This window comes from Terriglobus sp. RCC_193 (assembly GCF_041355105.1).
Classification (GTDB): Bacteria; Acidobacteriota; Terriglobia; order Terriglobales; family Acidobacteriaceae; genus Terriglobus.
Map to the genome: position 1 here is coordinate 819273 of NZ_JBFUPK010000002.1, position 16905 is coordinate 836177.

The 16905-nt window shown below is 58.5% G+C and carries 21 protein-coding genes; 9 read left to right on the forward strand and 12 right to left on the reverse strand.

Annotated features, from left to right (window positions below; translation table 11 throughout):
- The first annotated feature begins 33 nt into the window (after positions 1-33).
- Positions 34-450 (forward strand): Fe-S cluster assembly scaffold IscU, encoded by a 417-nt coding sequence (gene iscU, locus AB6729_RS12235; RefSeq protein WP_371081900.1) that lies wholly within the window; start codon positions 34-36, stop codon positions 448-450.
- 43 nt (positions 451-493) lie between these two features.
- Here iscU and AB6729_RS12240 read toward each other — a convergent pair whose 3' ends face one another.
- Positions 494-766: a DUF4242 domain-containing protein gene (locus AB6729_RS12240; RefSeq protein ID WP_371081901.1), complete on the reverse strand. Its 273-nt coding sequence runs from the start codon at positions 764-766 to the stop codon at positions 494-496.
- Positions 767-854: 88 nt separating this feature from the next.
- Here AB6729_RS12240 and AB6729_RS12245 point away from each other — a divergent pair, with 88 nt between their 5' ends.
- The 5 genes from AB6729_RS12245 (at position 855) to hscB (ending at position 3670) form a co-directional block, all read left to right on the forward strand.
- Positions 855-1376 (forward strand): hypothetical protein, encoded by a 522-nt coding sequence (locus AB6729_RS12245; RefSeq protein WP_371081902.1) that lies wholly within the window; start codon positions 855-857, stop codon positions 1374-1376.
- 83 nt (positions 1377-1459) lie between these two features.
- A complete protein-coding gene (locus AB6729_RS12250; protein WP_371081903.1) occupies positions 1460-1936 on the forward strand; it encodes a HesB/IscA family protein in 477 nt (158 codons plus the stop codon).
- A 196-nt stretch (positions 1937-2132) separates the two neighbouring features.
- Positions 2133-2612, forward strand: coding sequence for a hypothetical protein (locus AB6729_RS12255; RefSeq protein WP_371081904.1), 480 nt, complete (start codon positions 2133-2135; stop codon positions 2610-2612).
- Positions 2613-2618: 6 nt separating this feature from the next.
- The gene (locus AB6729_RS12260) at positions 2619-3065 is read left to right on the forward strand and encodes a GNAT family N-acetyltransferase (protein WP_371081905.1); all 447 of its coding nucleotides are present in this window, start codon (positions 2619-2621) and stop codon (positions 3063-3065) included.
- Complete coding sequence (gene hscB, locus AB6729_RS12265) at positions 3062-3670, forward strand: Fe-S protein assembly co-chaperone HscB (protein ID WP_371081906.1); 609 nt, start codon at positions 3062-3064, stop codon at positions 3668-3670. The genes AB6729_RS12260 and hscB overlap by 4 nt, the downstream gene beginning before the upstream one ends.
- An 18-nt stretch (positions 3671-3688) precedes the next feature.
- Here the strand turns inward: hscB and AB6729_RS12270 are convergent, their stop codons facing one another.
- Genes AB6729_RS12270 through glpK form a run of 4 tightly spaced genes read right to left on the reverse strand, consistent with a single transcriptional unit; the run spans position 3689 to position 8690 of the window.
- Complete coding sequence (locus AB6729_RS12270) at positions 3689-4843, reverse strand: nucleotidyltransferase family protein (protein WP_371081907.1); 1155 nt, start codon at positions 4841-4843, stop codon at positions 3689-3691.
- Positions 4844-4878: 35 nt separating this feature from the next.
- The gene (locus AB6729_RS12275) at positions 4879-5610 is read right to left on the reverse strand and encodes an MIP/aquaporin family protein (RefSeq protein WP_371081908.1); all 732 of its coding nucleotides are present in this window, start codon (positions 5608-5610) and stop codon (positions 4879-4881) included.
- Between the two features lie 27 nt (positions 5611-5637).
- The gene (locus tag AB6729_RS12280; protein ID WP_371081909.1) at positions 5638-7206 is read right to left on the reverse strand and encodes a glycerol-3-phosphate dehydrogenase/oxidase; all 1569 of its coding nucleotides are present in this window, start codon (positions 7204-7206) and stop codon (positions 5638-5640) included.
- Positions 7203-8690, reverse strand: coding sequence for a glycerol kinase GlpK (glpK, locus tag AB6729_RS12285; RefSeq protein WP_371081910.1), 1488 nt, complete (start codon positions 8688-8690; stop codon positions 7203-7205). The genes AB6729_RS12280 and glpK overlap by 4 nt, the downstream gene beginning before the upstream one ends.
- A gap of 149 nt (positions 8691-8839) precedes the next feature.
- Here glpK and AB6729_RS12290 point away from each other — a divergent pair, with 149 nt between their 5' ends.
- Together AB6729_RS12290 and AB6729_RS12295 are read left to right on the forward strand one after the other, a co-directional pair.
- The gene (locus AB6729_RS12290; protein ID WP_371081911.1) at positions 8840-9421 is read left to right on the forward strand and encodes an aminodeoxychorismate/anthranilate synthase component II; all 582 of its coding nucleotides are present in this window, start codon (positions 8840-8842) and stop codon (positions 9419-9421) included.
- 4 nt (positions 9422-9425) lie between these two features.
- Positions 9426-10409 (forward strand): nuclease, encoded by a 984-nt coding sequence (locus AB6729_RS12295; protein ID WP_371081912.1) that lies wholly within the window; start codon positions 9426-9428, stop codon positions 10407-10409.
- 17 nt (positions 10410-10426) lie between these two features.
- Here the strand turns inward: AB6729_RS12295 and prmC are convergent, their stop codons facing one another.
- The 6 genes from prmC to AB6729_RS12325 all read right to left on the reverse strand — a co-directional run bounded on the left by prmC (position 10427) and on the right by AB6729_RS12325 (position 14212).
- Entirely contained in the window at positions 10427-11314 is an 888-nt protein-coding gene (gene prmC, locus AB6729_RS12300; protein ID WP_371081913.1) for a peptide chain release factor N(5)-glutamine methyltransferase, read from the reverse strand.
- Positions 11314-12390: a peptide chain release factor 1 gene (gene prfA, locus AB6729_RS12305; protein ID WP_371081914.1), complete on the reverse strand. Its 1077-nt coding sequence runs from the start codon at positions 12388-12390 to the stop codon at positions 11314-11316. Before prfA ends, prmC begins: the two co-directional genes overlap by 1 nt.
- Before the next feature lie 232 nt (positions 12391-12622).
- Positions 12623-12814 carry a hypothetical protein gene (locus AB6729_RS12310; protein WP_371081915.1) on the reverse strand — a complete coding sequence of 64 codons (192 nt, stop codon included), beginning with the start codon at positions 12812-12814 and terminating at the stop codon, positions 12623-12625.
- 57 nt (positions 12815-12871) lie between these two features.
- Positions 12872-13087: a Fe-S cluster assembly protein IscX gene (iscX, locus tag AB6729_RS12315; protein WP_371081916.1), complete on the reverse strand. Its 216-nt coding sequence runs from the start codon at positions 13085-13087 to the stop codon at positions 12872-12874.
- Positions 13088-13092: 5 nt separating this feature from the next.
- Positions 13093-13533 (reverse strand): 2Fe-2S iron-sulfur cluster-binding protein, encoded by a 441-nt coding sequence (locus AB6729_RS12320; protein ID WP_371081917.1) that lies wholly within the window; start codon positions 13531-13533, stop codon positions 13093-13095.
- Between the two features lie 16 nt (positions 13534-13549).
- A complete protein-coding gene (locus AB6729_RS12325) occupies positions 13550-14212 on the reverse strand; it encodes a DUF2306 domain-containing protein (protein WP_371081918.1) in 663 nt (220 codons plus the stop codon).
- A 228-nt stretch (positions 14213-14440) separates the two neighbouring features.
- On the opposite strand from AB6729_RS12325, the gene AB6729_RS12330 reads away from it, so the two are divergent.
- Positions 14441-14866, forward strand: a complete 426-nt coding sequence (locus AB6729_RS12330) for a hypothetical protein (protein WP_371081919.1) — start codon at positions 14441-14443, stop codon at positions 14864-14866.
- On the opposite strand, the gene hscA is transcribed toward AB6729_RS12330, so the two are convergent.
- A complete protein-coding gene (gene hscA / locus AB6729_RS12335; RefSeq protein WP_371081920.1) occupies positions 14863-16797 on the reverse strand; it encodes a Fe-S protein assembly chaperone HscA in 1935 nt (644 codons plus the stop codon). The genes AB6729_RS12330 and hscA overlap by 4 nt on opposite strands.
- Positions 16798-16905 lie beyond the last annotated feature (108 nt).

The window sequence follows — 16905 nt, forward strand, 5'->3', positions numbered from 1 at the left end:
CTAATTAACGTATTCGCTCAACAGGAGACGAACATGGCATACAGCGATAAGGTAGTCGATCACTACGAGAATCCGCGGAACGTTGGAACGCTCGACAAGAACTCCGCCGAAGTGGGCACGGGCCTGGTTGGCGCGCCGGAGTGCGGCGACGTCATGCGCCTCCAGATCAAGGTCAACCCCGACACGCAGGTTATTGAAGACGCGAAGTTTAAGACCTTCGGCTGCGGTTCGGCCATTGCCTCCTCCTCGCTCGCGACGGAGTGGGTCAAGGGCAAGACCATTGATGAAGCCCTCGCCATCTCCAACACGGAGATCGTGAAGGAACTGGCACTGCCGCCGGTCAAGATTCACTGCTCGGTGCTGGCGGAAGACGCCATCCGCGCCGCCATCGGCGACTGGAAGAAGAAGAACCACGCCGTCGAGCCGGAGCTGGCCGCAGCAGCACACTAAGCACTCGATTCGACGGGACAGGCAGGTCGCCTGTTCCGCCGCGTCACTCTGCCGTAACCGGGCTGATGGTTTCCCTAATCGGCTCCACAGAGTCGGCGGGAAAACCGCCCAGGCGAGCGTGCTCGCGGATCAGTTCCGCATTCGGTGCCACGTAGACGCAGTAGATTTTGTTCGGCGTCACGAAGGACTCAATCCACTGAATTTGTGGGCCCAGGTTGCGCAGCACGGAGCAGGATGTCTGTGAAATGGCTTTCAACTGCTCCGCCGTCAGGTCACCTGCGCCCGGCAATGTTCTTTCGATCAGAAACTTCGGCATGCGAAACTCCTTTCATCACTCGCTGCCAACATAGCAGCGCACGTTGACTGGTGTCGCAACAGAAATGCAGCTTCGACCGTCAAAATTCGTGATTCGTAAGACCTGGCGCACCGGTCTCTATGCTGCGTTCCTTGTCTTCCTGGCGTCCAGTATGTCTGCGCAACAGGTCGTCCAGCGTGGCACCTTCGGCCATCCCGGTGCGGTGTTTGATGAAACCGAGCAATGGACCACGCCGCTTGCTCTTGCGGAAGATCACGACGTGGTTATTTACATGCCGGACACGTCCACACCGCAGTGGCTGCAGCGCAATTACAACAGCTATCTGAACAAGGGCACGTACATTCTGTCGTTGTTCACCTTCTATCGCACGCCAGCGGCTTGCCGTGCCAATCAGATTGCATGGGGCCTTGGTGACGCGGCACACCTGAACGCCTGTCTGGACATTGCTTACCGGGTGCGCCGTGCGCTGATTGATCCGCAGTCAAAGTCCGTCACGCTGGAGGCCGCGGCCATGGTCGATCAGAATGGAAATATCCAGCCTCCACCGTGCAGGAAGACCGTGTCTTTCGCACCTGGGATCAGCTCGACACCAACACGCAGACCGCGCTGAAGAAGGCCGATGACCTCATCAGCCGTCAGATGAAGATTTATGACGCGCGCCAGCAGAGCCTGCGCTAGGAAAGGATTACCGATATGTCCGTAGTAGGAATCAGCACGACGACCAGTAACGAGATGAGCGCACCTGCGCCAGCAGCAGGCGCTGCTCCGGTGTACTCCAGCCCCATCGTTCCGCCCGTTTCTGCACCGCCGGATAACGCGAAGGCCCAGAATATCCAGGTGACGGAAAAGGCGCTGAAGCGCATCCGCTCAGCGATGCAGAAGGAAGGTGTCTCCGCCGAACAGGGCGGTCTGCGGGTGGGCATCACGGGCGGAGGCTGCAGTGGTCTCAGCTACAACATCCGTTTCGATTCGCAGGCCCGCGAACGTGATCGCGTGTACGTCTACGAGCAGGACGGCGACAAGGTCCAGATCTTCGTTGACCCCAAAAGTTTCCTCTACCTCAGCGGCATGATCCTCGACTTTGAAGAGACGCTGATGCGTCAGGGCTTCAACTTCATCAACCCGCACAGCACCAAGAGCTGCGGTTGCGGATCATCGTTCACGGCTTAGCAACAGGGGTTTCAGTTTGCGATAGCATTGCATCGTCAGGAGCTGACCATGGCAATCCAGTTCACGCACGTGAAACGCGTCCGGTTTGAGGATGATCGCCGCAACGAAGCCCTGTTCTGGGCAAAGCGCTCCATAGCGGAGCGTGTGGCCGCAGGTTGGCAGCTTGCTGAGGATGATTTATTCCGGAAGGAGCCGCATGAGTCGACGGGAAGAACAGCTTTCTCTCTTCGCCGCGTTTCACGCAGTTGGCGTTGAGTACGCTGTTGTAGGCGGCGTAGCAGTCAATGCGCATGGCTTCATTCGCAATACCTGGGATCTCGACATTTTCATCCGGCCCACCGTCGAAAACGCAAAGGCCGCCTTCCGCGCTCTGAAGGAACTCGGCGCTCCGCTGGATGGTTCAGAGCCCGCGGATCTACGGATGGCCTATAGCCACTTTCAACTGCACACCCCGAATGGGCGTGTCGACATCCTGCCATCCATTGGCGAAATGTCTTTCGATACCGTGTGGCGCAACCGCGTGGAAACGGAGATTGACAGGATCCCGGTCCGGTTCATTTCCAAGGCAGACTTGATCGAAAACAAACGCCAGGTTGGAAGGTTGGTCGATTTGGCTGACGTAGAACAACTTTCGCTGACACCAGATTCAGACGTACTCAAACTGCCGGAAGAATAGCTTCCAGTGCGCCTCGACTATCTCCACACCGCCGAACACCCGGTCTGTCGCGTCCCTGCGCGCTACTACCGCATGGTGAACATCGCAGGCGAACACGTTGGCAACATCAATCTCCGGCTCGACACCACGGAAGCCATTACGCGCTACGCGGGCCACATCGGCTATGAAGTGTTCCCGGAGCATCGCGGTCATCGCTACGCTGCGCAAGCCGTACGCTTGCTGATCCCTGTTGCACGAGAGCATAAGATCACCCTGCTCTGGATCACCTGTGACCCTGAAAATACTGCATCCCGACGCACCCTTGAGCTTGCTGGTGCCGAGTATGTGGAGACGGTGAACGTGCTCTACAACCACGCCATTTTCCTCGCTGGCCATCCGAGCAAATGCCGTTATCGACTTGCTACTTCGCCTGAAACGGATACGCCACAGATACCATCAGAAGAGAAGCCATGACCTACTTCGAAGTTTTCAGCCTGCCCACCAAACTCGCGCTCGACACTGCCGCCCTTGAGAAGAGTTTCTACAAGCTTTCGCGTGAGTTTCACCCGGATCGTTTCGCCTCCAGATCTGCGGAGGAACAGGCGGAAGCAACCGAGAAATCTTCACTGCTGAACGATGCCTATCGCGCTTTACGTGACCCCATTCGCCGCACGGAATATCTGCTGGAGTTGGAAGGCGTCGAGCTGGAAGAGCAGTCAGTCAAGGCCACGGAATCCGCGCGTGCCTCAGGCACGGAGAAGAAGCAGATTGTTCCGGCGGATCTTCTGGAAGAGGCCTTCGAACTGAATATGCAGTTGGAAGAGATGAAGATGGCGAAGCAGATGGGCGATGACGATCCCCAGCTTCGCAAAGATCTTGAAGCGGCAAAGTCAAACTTTACCGCTATGCTCGACGATTCGCAGAAGCAACTGGAAGCACTTTGGACCAAGTGGGACGCGGCTATCGATGCTGACGACCTCAACGCAAAGTCCACAGTGAAGGATGCGATGGTGGCGTTACTCAATCGCCGCAGCTATCTGAGAAATCTTGTACGTGATGTAAATGCAGCGCTGGAATAACGAGCGCTGCTAACCCCGTTATCGCAGTAGTTGGCGCGTTCTTTTCTGCAGCCACTCCAGCATGCGCTTGGGGGCCACTGCCACGATATTGTGATTGGAATAGTATCCGCCTGAAGTGGCCAGATCGCCGACTTGTGCCGCTAGCGATCGCGCATTGTGCGACACCAGGAACTGCGAAAGCTCTATGAATGACGTATTAAACATGTGGCTATAGGGGTCGTCTGCCCCTTGGCCTGCGGAAAGAATCGACACGGCTAATCGCGTGGCAATTTTTACGCGATTGGAGGGCGGAAAGGTGATGGGCAGTGACGCATCGCACAATGCCTCACTCAGGGCCACTGCTTGCGCCAGTTGCCGCTCCAGGCGGCACTCCTTTGCATAGGCCGCTAGTTCCTGCAGTTCTGCTGCAGACCATGTGTGCAGCAGAGCTACGATATCGGCCAGCCACTTCAGTCGCATCCACGAGTGCGATGTGCCGTGCAAACACAAATGCAGCACCAGATCCCGTATAGGTAGCGTGGGCAAACTAACGCCGCATCCCGCAAGCTTTACCAGCATCACGCGCTTCGGATCAAAGTGCAGCGGCGTCAGAAAGCGGTTGTTACAAAGTCGCGCGTGTAGCTCCAGCTTCATTTTGTGTTGATCGTGAAAATATCCGAAGTGCTTCTGGTGTAGTTGCGAGCGTTGAATGCGTTCACGCGACCAGTCCGGCTCCGGCATCTCACGCCGATAGCCCATTCCGCGCAGGACATCATCTGCTTTCCAGATGTCTTCCGGCAGAATCACCATGTCAATGTCGCGGCTGTGTCGAATCGTTTCGCTGCCATAGGCCAGTTGGCCCACGGTTACGCCCTTCAATACGGCACAGGCAACACCGCTTCGAGCCAATGCTTCTACTGCGCTACGGCTCGCCATCGCCTGACGCAGGTTTTCCATGCCATCGCGTCGCATGGCCTGCTGCAATACCTGCCATGTTTCTGCGGGGATGCCGTCTGCATACGGACGCAACGCTGTTGTCGCGAGTCCTGCGATGCGATGCCGCTCCAGCACGCGCAACATCAGCGGCCAGTCAATGCCAGCTTCTAACAACCGCTCCATGCGTTGCGAGCGCGCATCACCCTGAGGCAGAATGCACGCGATCGCAAGCTGAAACTCGGGTGAGAAGGAAGGCATGTTTCCTATTCTATAAAGAACGGTGGTTCTGACTTTTACGCACCCAGTGCCAGCAAAACCCAGCCTGCCAGCCCTCCGCCCAGCAGCGGGCCGAGCACCGGAACCCACGCATAGGCCCAGTCGCTTGAACCCTTGCCTGCGATGGGAAGTAATGCATGCGCCAGCCGAGGGCCGAAGTCGCGGGCAGGGTTGATGGCATAGCCGGTGGTTGCGCCGAGCGATAGACCAATCGACCAGATAAGTAAGCTAACTAACAATGGGCTTAGCCCAGCCACGCCGGTTGTGAGCACCAGTTTGCTGGTCATGGCGCCGGCAACAAGCACCAGGATGAAAGATGCCAGTGCCTCGCAAAACAGCGCCCATCCATAATTCCGGACCGCAGGGATGGTTGCGAAGACACCGAGTTTTGCGTCCTGTGCTTCCGTTAAACCCCACAGCGGCAGGTAAAACAACCATGTTGCAGCAGCACCGCAGAATGCGCCTGCCACCTGTGCCAGCACATAGGGAATCAGGTTTCCGTACGCATTGCCTTTGATCGCAAAGGCCAGCGTGAATGCGGGGTTGATGTACGCATCAGCCGATCCGAATAACTGCGCTACAAAGATGCCGCACAGTACGGCAAAAGCCCATCCTGCGGCGATGACCATCCAACCCGCGTCCTGTGCTTTGCTACGCTTCAGTGTCACTGCCGCACACACGCCGTTGCCCAGCAGCAGCAGCACAAACGTTCCCATAAATTCGCCCAGTACCGGGCTGCGTGCAATCACAAACATCTCCTTAGGAACGCAACCACTCTACTGCGGCAGATACTGCTGTGCCAATGCCGTAAACGCATTTACCTGTGCCTGCTGCCATGTTTCGTCATGATCCAGCTCGGCAGCCATTAATTGCGCGGTGCGCGGTGCCATCGCAATGGCTGCTCTTGCATTCAGCAACAGTGCGCGTGTCCGGCGCGACAGCACATCTTCAACAGTAACGGCCATCTCCTCGCGCGCCGCCCAGACGACTTCTGCGGCGAGGTAGGGAAGTGCCGGATGCAGCTGCTGCGCAAGCTCGGGCGACGAAGAAGCCAGCGCGCGAATCTTCGCCGCATCGCTGCCATACACCTGTAGATGGCCCAGGTCTTCCGCGTCGCTCCATCCATGCACATGCAGATCGGCTGTTGCGCATGTCACATCGGGCAAATGCCCCAGTGTGGCCGCATGGTTCACTGTGTCTTCGGCCATGTGGCGATATGTGGTCCACTTGCCGCCAACAATGGTGAGCAGGCCACTGCCATCAATGTGAATCGTATGATCGCGTGATAATGCGCTTGTCTTAGATCCATCGCTTCCCGCGGCCTTTACCAGAGGACGAATCCCTACGTAGATGGCCAGAATGTCATCGCGCGTGGGTTTGCGCGAAAGATATTCGCCTGCTGTTTCCAGCACAAATTCAATCTCTTCTTCCAGAGGCTTTGGCTCATAGCTGGGATGATCAATCGGCGTGTCTGTTGTTCCCACTACGGTGTGCTCATGCCACGGAATGGCGAACAGTACGCGGCCATCGCTTGTACGCGGCACCATGATCGCTGTGTCCGCACGCAGAAAGCTCTTTTCAAACACCAGATGAATGCCCTGGGAAGGCGACACCATCGTCTGAACGTCGGGCTCGGCCATGCGCCGCACTTCGTCGGTGAAGATGCCCGTCGCATTCACTACGACCTTTGCTTGAACGTTAAAACGTTCGCCACTTACGCCGTCTTCCAGCGTTACACCATGCAGAAATCCATCTTCGCCGCGAAGCAGGCCAACGGCTCCGCAGTAATTCAACACGGTCGCGCCATGATCCGCTGCAGTCATCACCAGATGCGTCAGCAGCCGCGTGTCATCAAACTGTCCATCGTGATAAACAACGCCGCCGCGCAGTCCATCCTGCGAGATCGTTGGCAGACGTTCCAGTGTCTCTTCGCGCGAAAGAATTTTTGACTTGCCAAACGAATACTTCGTCGCCAGCAGGTCATAGATCTTCATGCCAATGCCGTAGAACGGGGCTTCCCACCACTCATAGTTCGGCACCACAAACGGCAGGTCGTGGACAAGATGCGGAGCATTCTGCCGCAGCAACCCGCGTTCCTTCAGCGCCTCCATTACCAGCGAGATATTGCCCTGTTCCAGATAGCGCACGCCGCCATGTACCAGCTTAGTGCTGCGGCTGGATGTGCCTTTGCCAAAGTCTTCGCGTTCCACCAGCAACGTCTTGTAGCCACGCACCGCAGCATCCACCGCCACACCCACGCCTGTAGCGCCACCGCCGATGATGACCACATCCCAAGGCGTATCGCCGTGTGCCTTAACGGCATCTAGCATCGCTGTACGATTCATGCGTTCCATCCCTTCGCGCGTTCCACGGCTTCTTTCCAACGCGCATATAAGGCATCGTAATCGTGCTGCGGTGTGAACAATGTTCCTTCCCCTTGCACGCGCTGAATTTCATCTGTGCTGTTCCAGAAGCCAACGGCAAGTCCCGCAAGAAATGCTGCTCCCAAAGCCGTTGTTTCCAGATTTGCAGGCCGATGCACCGGCACGCCCAGCAAATCTGCCTGAAACTGCATCAGGGTGTCGTTTGCTGTCGCGCCACCATCCACGCGCAATTCGCGCAGCGGCACGCCTGTGTCTGCATTCATCGCACGCATCAGGTCCGTAGTCTGAAGCGCGATGCTCTCCAGTGCTGCGCGCGCAATGTGTCCCTTTGTGGTGCCGCGACCCATGCCAATGATCATGCCGCTGGCATACGGGTCCCAATGCGGCGCGCCGAGGCCGGTAAACGCAGGGACAAACAACACACCACCGTTATCCGGAACGCTCTGCGCCAGCTTCTCCACATCACTGCTTCTTTCAATGATGCCAAGTCCGTCGCGCAGCCACTGCACCACCGCGCCGCCAATAAAAACAGACCCTTCCAGCGCATATTCCGGTCTGCGGTTGGTCGAGCACGCCAGCGTCGTCAGCAGTCGATTCTGGCTCTCGCGAAACTCGTTGCCAATGTGCTGCAGCAGAAAGCATCCGGTGCCATAGGTGTTCTTTGCATCGCCGGGCTTCGTGCACATCTGTCCGAATAGCGCCGATTGTTGATCGCCCGCAATGCCTGCAATCTCTACACCTTCCAGTCCCAGCGTGGTGGAGACAGGGCCAAGCTTCTCGCTGGACCACACCACCTCCGGCATCATGCTGCGGGGCACACGCAGCAGCCGCAGCATCTCGTCGTCCCACTTGTCCTCCACGATGTTGTACAGCAGCGTGCGCGAGGCATTGGTGCGGTCGGTGATGTGTTTTTTGCCGCTGGTCAGGTTCCACACCAGCCAGCTATCCACGGTGCCAAATGCAAGCTCGCCACGCTCTGCCTTTTCACGCGCACCGGCAACGTTGTCCAGAATCCACGTGACTTTTGTGCCGCTGAAATAGGGGTCCAGGCGCAACCCGGTACGGCGGCGAACATCTTCTTCCACACCTTCGTCGCGAAGCTGTTCGCACATGGATGCAGTGCGGCGATCCTGCCACACAATGGCGTTATAAACAGGCTTGCCCGTTGTGCGCTCCCACACCACGGTCGTTTCGCGCTGATTCGTAATGCCCAGCGACGCCACATCGCGCGGTCGCACACCGGCGCGTCCCAGCACCTCCACGGCAGAGGTTAGCTGGCTGGTGAGAATCTCAAACGGATCATGCTCCACCCAACCCGCTTTGCCTTCGGGGAAAATCTGCGTGAACTCATGCTGCGCCGTGCCCGCAATTGCGCCCGCATGGTCCACCAGGATGGCGCGCGAACTCGTCGTTCCCTGATCCAGCGCCAGAACATACTTCGCCATAAACCGCCTCACAACGCGCCACGAAAGCTTCAGAGCGCAACGGAGCCACCATATCACCGCGCGGTTGCGGATTCCACCGGCGCAGAAGCCTCAGAAAGAGCGTGTATGTAGCCAACACGCGTACACTTTTCCTAAGGGGTTTCGCTGCGATGGTCTTCGTTCTGGACAACTACGATTCGTTCACCTACAACCTGGTGCAGTATATGGGCGAGCTGGGCGCGGAGATGGTTATCCGCCGGAACGACGAAATGACGCCGGAAGAGATTGAAGCGCTGAACCCGGACCACATTCTGATCTCGCCCGGTCCCTGCACGCCGCAGGAAGCGGGAGTCTCCATTGATCTGATCAAGCACTATGCGGGCAAGCGCAAGCGCACGCCGATTCTGGGCGTCTGCCTCGGTCATCAGGCGTTGGGTGCAGCGTTTGGTGGCAACGTGGTTCGCGCGGCACGCCTGATGCACGGCAAGACCAGCCAGGTGCACCACGATGGGCGCACGCTCTTCAAAGGCATTGACCAGGACATGACCTGCACACGCTACCACTCGCTGGTGGTCAGCCCGGAAGGTCTGCCGAAGGAGCTTGAAGTTTCCGCACGCACGCAGGACCCTGAGGGCGAAGTCATCATGGCGTTGCGCCACCGCGAATTGCCCATTGAGGGCGTTCAGTTTCATCCGGAAAGCGTGCTCACGCAAAACGGAAAACGCCTGATTGAAAACTTCCTGAAGATGTAATCGTATGCGCCGCGCCTTTGTCTTCACTGCAGTTCTCGTGTGTGCGATTCATGGAAATGCCCAGCAATCGCTGGGTTCTGTGAAGACGCAGGGCAACGAAGTCAGTGGCCTGGTGCGTGTGAGCAATGGCAATGCAGTCATTGGCAATAGCGCTGCTGTGGCTGCGGGCGTGCAGCCTGCTGAAGTCACACTGAGCCGCGGCGGCTCAGTGAAAATCTGTTCCGGGTCTGCAGCACATCTGGCGCAGACGAGCATCGCCGTCGCGAAACCGCCCATGATGATGGCGGTGGACCGTGGCGCAGTTGAAATCCGTACCGCTGCGGAAAAGACAGACAGCATCCTCACGCCGGACCTGCGATTCGAACTCTCCGATGCAGCGCCGCTGGACCTGCGCATCCGCATTGTGCCCAACGGCGACACGTGCGTGGACAACGCGGGCAAGAATGCCCCGATCCTGCATGTGACGGAGACGTTTGGCGACGGTACATATTTCATTCGTCCGGGCCAGCGCGTGCTGTTTGAACACGGTAGCTTGCGCGAAGTGGTGGACCACGAAAGCTCGTCCTGCGGATGTCCTCGCCCTGATGATCTCGTTCTGGCAGGTAAGGGCAAGCTGGGTGACGGCAAGGTCACAGACGAAGCGAAGTCGCATCCGTTCCCTGAAGCTGTAAGCCAGGGGCTGCAACAGCCGGAACCGCCACAGCCCGCGCCTGTGGGGGAAACGCATACTCGGGTGAACAGCACGCTGGCTTACAGCGGTGCCACCAACACCGTGACCGGGCCTCCGGGTGAGAGCACAACGGCAGCGGATGCTGCTACGCCTGTTGCTGCATCACATGTGGTGCCTGCTTCGGCAGCAGCAGTGCCGCCTGCAGCAGCGCCTGCAACGGATGTGCATGTGGCATCCACAAAGCCGCCAGAAGAAGGCCCGCATCCCTTCCGTGCGATTGGCAACTTCTTCCGCAAGCTGTTCGGCGTTCACGACTAAATAAGAGAAAAGATTGGTTAACGCTGAGCTACAGCGATGCGTTCAATCCCTTGCAGATCGCGCACCCAGTACACTTTCTGCCAGCTGCTCAGAAGTTCGTCTGCAATTGCGCTACGGCCGGCTGTCTCCAGTAGCAGCCATCCGCCGGGCGACAGTGCATCCTTTGCCTGCGGAATCAGACTGCGCAAAACATCGTGTCCATCGTTGCCGCCGAAGAGTGCCAGGTGCGGCTCATACTCGCGTACCTGCGCATGCAGCGTGTCTTTTTCGGTGAGCGGAACATACGGCGGGTTCGACACGATCAGATCAAACGTCTCGCCTGTGACCGCAGCCAGCAGGTCCGACTGCAGAATCCGTGTACGGTTCAGTGTGCCCAGCCGAGCGGCATTGTCCTGCGCCACTGCCAGCGCGTCCGACGAGATATCCAGCGCAGCGATAAGGCTTTGCGGATATTCCAGCGCCAGTGTCACAGCCAGAATGCCGCTGCCTGTGCCCACATCTGCAATCTTCAGCGGAGCATTGCGATCCGGGTAGAGACGTAGAACTTCTTCGATGATGTGTTCCGTCTCCGGCCGCGGAATCAGCACGTCAGGAGAGACGGTGAAGTCACGCCCGAAGAACTCCTGCGAGCCGCGCAGATGTTGAATCGGCACGGCATGGCGCCGCTGTGCCAGCATTCCCTGAAACGAACCTGCTTCCTCTTCCTTCAGCGGGCGATCTGGCTGCGCGAGCATCTGTGCGCGCGTCAGGCCGGTGGCGATCCCAAGAATCTGCTGCGCATCGCGCGCGGCGTTTTCACGCAGATCATCGCGCATGGACAGGCGCATGGTGCCGAAGCGCAGCGCATCGGCCACGGTGCAGCCCTTGATCTTCAGCGGTTCGTGCGGCTGCAGTTCCTGCGCCATTAAGCAGCAACCTCGGCTTCCGCCTTCAGGCGTTCGCTGGTGTCGTGCGCGATAAGCGCGTCCACAATGGGCTGCAGCTTGCCTTCCATCACGTATTCCAACTGGTGCAGCGTCAGGCCGATGCGGTGATCGGTGAGACGGTTCTGCGGGAAATTGTAGGTACGGATCTTTTCGCTGCGGTCACCGCTGCCCACCTGCGATTTACGTGCACTGGCCTGTGCCTGGTGCTGCTTCTCCATCTCCACCTCATACAGGCGCGAACGCAGAACACGCATGGCTTTTTCACGGTTTTTGATCTGCGATTTTTCGTCCTGGCAGCTTACGACGGTATTGGTCGGCAGATGCGTGATGCGGATGGCGGAGTACGTGGTGTTCACGCTCTGTCCACCGGGGCCGGAGGAGCAGAAGGTGTCAATGCGAAGGTCCTTCTGCTCTATCTTCACGTCGACTTCTTCCGCTTCCGGCAGCACGGCAACCGTGATGGCGCTGGTATGCACGCGGCCCTGCGTCTCCGTGGCGGGAACGCGCTGTACGCGATGCACGCCGCTCTCATATTTCAGCGAAGAGTAGACGCGGTCACCTTCGATCAGTGCCGTAACTTCCTTCAAGCCGCCGACGGTAGATTCTGTTTCGCTGAGCACTTCCACCTTCCAGCGATGCAGTTCCGCGTAACGCAGGTACATGCGAAAAACCTCCGCGGCAAAGAGCGAAGCCTCGTCGCCGCCGGTCGCCGCGCGGATTTCCAGCACGACGTTCTTTTCGTCGTTCGGGTCCTTGGGCAGCAACATGATCTTGAGCTGCTCTTCAATCTCCGGCAGGCGGCCTTCCAGCGTGGAGAGTTCTTCCTGCGCCATGGCCCTGATGTCGGCATCGTCCTCGGCCAGCATCAGCTTTGCATCGGCAATACCGTCGCGCACCTGCTTGTATTCACGGAAGCGATCAATCACGGGTTCCATGTCGCGGTGCTGCTTGGCGGTCTTCTGAAAGCGCTGCTGATCGGTGACCAGCGAGGGGTCTGCGAGTGCTTTTTCCAGCTCTTTAAAGCGGTCTTCCAGCTGTTCCAGGCGGTCAAACATGGGGTGTCTCTCTTCTCCTGCGCAGGGGGCAGGCAACAATCAAATTTCAAGGGGGAACGAAAAGGGGTCGCGTACAGGCGCGAAAACGCTACGGCAAGCTCAGCTAGGCAAAGCCAAGGCGCGCCGCAGCGTGGCGGGAAGCAAGAACCGGATTGAATTCGGCGTGCAGCATCGCTCTCTATCTGATGATAGCGCGGTTACAGCGATGCATCCTGCCGTTTTGCCGGGGAAACTAGATGGCGCGCAGTACCCGCGCCGGCAGGAAGATGATGGCGGAGACCAGTTCCAGCGCTCCCTCCACTGCAATGCCCACCAGCCGGAACGGCAGCAGAAACAGCCACACCAGCGGATACAACACAATTGCGAGTAGCGCCAGCGGCCAGCACATGACGAAAAGAACGCAGAACAGCAGTAGTTTCAACATGGGTTCATCCCCCTTGCATGACATACGCCATCCGCAGGAAAAGGTTCCGCTAATGGCTTACTTTGCGTCGTTGTACTCTTCCAGCCATGCCATCTGGATGGCTTCCAGAATGCCCTCGTTGGACTTCGCCGGGTCGCCGGTGAAGCCGGGCAGTTCGGTGATCATCTTGTGCATGTCCGTGAAGCGCACCGAAAGTGGATCGGTATCCGGGAACCTCTCCTGCAACTGGATGCCGATTTCCTCGGCATTTTCCCAACCAAACTCAAAGGGCATCGCGCTTAGTCCTTCCCCGCCGTAATGGCGGCGGGCTTGCCTTCCTGCACGTAGTTGCGGTTCCACGCGGGAATCTCCACCACGTAGGTTCCGGGACCTGTGATGACGGCCTGACAGCCCAGGCGCGAATTTGTCTGCGGTCCTGCGGCCAGGTCCACGCGATCCAACTCGTCATCTTCGGGGTCGCTGAGGCCTGCTTCGCCCTGCTTCACGTACAGATGGCAGGTGGTGCAGGCGCAGACGCCGCCGCACGCGTGGTCCAGGAAAATGCCATAGTTTTCTGCAACATCCAGAAAACTCATGGGCTGGCCATGACCATCGTAGGGCAACGTTCCGAAAGGAAATTCCACCGTTTTGTTCTCTGGCAGGAACGTCACGCGGACAATGCCCTCGGTGGGCGGCTTGGAAAGGTCAACTTCGGGCAGTTCAACGTGATGTTCTGACATGATGTTCGCTCTGCGTTCATTCTATCGAACGTGCGCGCCTGCGCAGCACCAGCTCCATTACAACCGTGTTGATTGTGAAGCCAATCCAGAAAGCGGGGCCGAAGAATTGGTGTGGCGTCCACCCAGTGAGCCGCGCTGTGGCGAAGAAAACGCCCATCACTGGCCGCGTGGTCGCAATACCCAGCACAATGGCTGTGGCCCGCAGTGTCCAGCGCCGATCTGCGATGGTGTCGCCACGGCGCCAGTAGCGAAAACTCTGCAGCAGGGAAAAGAGAAACAGCAGGTTGAAAACGACGACTGCTGCACCCTCGACAACTCCGCCCACCGGATGCGCCGCCATGCCGAAGGCCGTAAGCCCGACAACCAGCCCCAGCAGGTAAAACAATGTCCGCACCGGCTGCCACAGCCGCGTCCGGCTCCAGTAAACCAGCGGCAGGATGCAGACAAACAGCAGTGCGACGACGATGTGCACATAGGTCAGCGAAGCATGAGAACGGAAGAACTGGTCCAGCCTCTGCAGATCAGGCGGTTCTGTGGAGGACGGAGAGTGCCCAAGAGCCAGCAGGCGCCGCATTACGACGGCAATCGCCACCACGATGCATAACCAGAAGCCAACCCGAAGCCCTGAAGGCAATGGTGTTAGCTCGTGTGGATGGGAATGGCGTGTCGTCGGTGTCATGGAATCCCTGCTTCACTAACGCAGCGTGCCTTTCAGAAGTTCCGTGCGGAAGGGTCGCCTGGTTAAAAACATGTTCATGCAAATGCAGCGATGGTACGGAAGTTGCACAGCCGTGGCGCCAGCCACGGGTTCTGTGTGCTGTCCGCGATGTATCCTCAACCTCGAAGACGCAAACGCTCCACGGCGGAGGTTTCATCGGTGCATAACATGATGGTTGGGATCGGCTTTATGCTGCTTATCCTCATTCCGTGCCTCGTGGCCGTCTTCAGTTCATCCAAGGAAGGCCATTCCGGCAACACGGGCGAACACGAAATCCCGAAGGAAGCCGAGCGGACACGCAGTCACAGTCCTTCTCGTATCCGTGAAGCTGCCGCTGCCATGACAGCGCGCAAGGAAGCGAAGCTCGCAGCGGAAGAAGCTGCCTCACGTGGCGACCGTCCATCGCGCATTCGCCAGGCAGCCGTAGCCGCATTCACTCGACCAGAAGCCAGCGACCCGGGCGAACGCCCGTCGCGAATCCGCAATGTGGCGGCAGCGCTGCGATCGCGCCCGCCCAAAGACGTTCCCATGGCCTCCGGCGATCCTGGCGCGGTGAAACCCAGCATCCGCGAACTGCGTGCAAAAGCCGCAGCTCACAAGCTGCCGCGTAGCTAGTTTTCTTTCTTTGTGTCGTCGATCTGCGCCGGTGCAAATGGGTGCGGAGCGGCTGGTCCGTCGCCAATGTTTTCGCCGGCGGCTTCCATCGTCTTGCCGGTCATGGCCTGCTGCAGCGTGGTGTCCATCATCAGTTCGGCAAAGCGCCGCGTGGCCTTGTCCAGCCGGTCAATTGCAGAACGGATGTCCTTGTAATCCTTGTTCTGGATGGTGGCATCCAGATTGGCCTCGGAAGCGTCGATCTCCGCGATCTCATGGGCTGTAAGCTGCTGCCAGGCGGCGTGATTGCGGCCCTTTGCCACGGCTTCACGAATGGTGTTCGCCTCGTTCGTGGCTTCAATCAACTGACGCTGTTCCAGGTCCTCTTCCGCGTGGTCGAACGAGGCGAGGATCATCTCTTCCACCTGATCGTCGGACAGGCCGTAGGTCGGTTTGACTTCGATTTCGGCGGCTTTTCCGCTGCGCTGTTCCTTCGCGCTCACCTGCAGAATGCCGTTCGCGTCGATCAGGAACCGCACCTCAATGCGCGGCAATCCTGCGGTCATTGGCGGAATACCCTTCAGGTCAAACCGCGCCAGCGAGCGGCAATCCTTCGCCAGTTCGCGCTCGCCCTGCACCACGTGAATGGCCACGTTGGTCTGGCCGTCCACGCCGGTTGTGAAGTGTTCTGTAGCGCTTGCGGGGATGGTGCTGTTGCGTTGAATAATCTTTGCAACCACTCCGCCCAGCGCCTCAATACCCAACGACAACGGAGTCACATCCAGCAGCAGAAGTTCGCTGGTGGCTGCAGAGCCACCTGCCAGGATGTCCGCCTGCACTGCTGCGCCCATCGCCACCACTTCGTCCGGGTTCAGCTCTGTGTGCGCCTTCTTGCCTCGCGCCGAAAGCTGAAAAACCTCATCCACCAGCGCTTGCACTGCGGGAATACGCGTCGATCCACCGACAAGGACCACCTCATCAATCTGCGCAGGCTCCATGCCCGCATCCTTCAGTGCCTGCCGCGCTGGCGCAGCAGTACGCGCAATCACTGGCTGAATCAGCCCTTCAAACTGCTCGCGTGTGATTTCGCGCTGATACTTCTTGCCACCGCTCAGCGCAATGTCGAACTTTGCAGCATTATCCGCTGACAGAGCAATCTTCACATCAATCACGGCCTGACGAACGGTCTGCACCACTTCCGGCGTAGGTGCAACGCCAAGCTCGTGCTGAATTTCATCCAGCGCAATGCGCAGCAGTAGGTTGTCAATGTCGTCGCCGCCCAGGTGCGTGTCACCGTTGGTGGCAATTACTTCAAATATGCCGTCGTGCAGCTTCAGAATCGACACGTCAAAGGTGCCACCGCCAAAGTCATACACGGCCACGGTGCCTTCCTTCGCACGATCCAGACCGTAGGCCAGCGCAGCTGCGGTTGGCTCATTGACGAGGCGCAGAACATCCAGCCCGGCGATGCGTCCCGCATCCTTCGTAGCCTGCCGCTGCGCATCGTTGAAGTACGCGGGTACGGTGATTACGGCCCTGGTGATCGCTGTGCCGAAATAACGCTCAGCATTCTTCTTCAACTGCTCCAGCACCAGCGCGGAGATCTGTGGCGGTGTCAGCACGCGGTCGCCCACGTGCAGCTTCAGCACTTCATCCGCTTTCTGGTCATCCGCAATGCGGAAGGGAAACAGCGACAACTCATCGCGAACATCATCAATGCCGCGTCCCATCAGGCGTTTTGCGCTGTAGACAGCATTCGCAGGCGACGACAGCAGCGTGCCACGCGCGCCATTGCCCACGGTCACCGTGCCGTTTTCAATGGCCACCACCGAAGGCACCAGCTTTGACCCGTCCTCGCCGGGAATGACCACCGGAACGCCATTTTCAAGAAAGGCGACAAGTGAGTTGGTGGTGCCAAGATCGATGCCGACGACGCGTGTCTGTTCTGCCATACCGTTCCTATTCCAGATGCGCTTCTGTGCAACAAAGACGCACAAAAGCCCGACTCTTCATTGTCGCATTCCACAGATTTTCAAGGAAATCAGACTGTTGCAACGCGA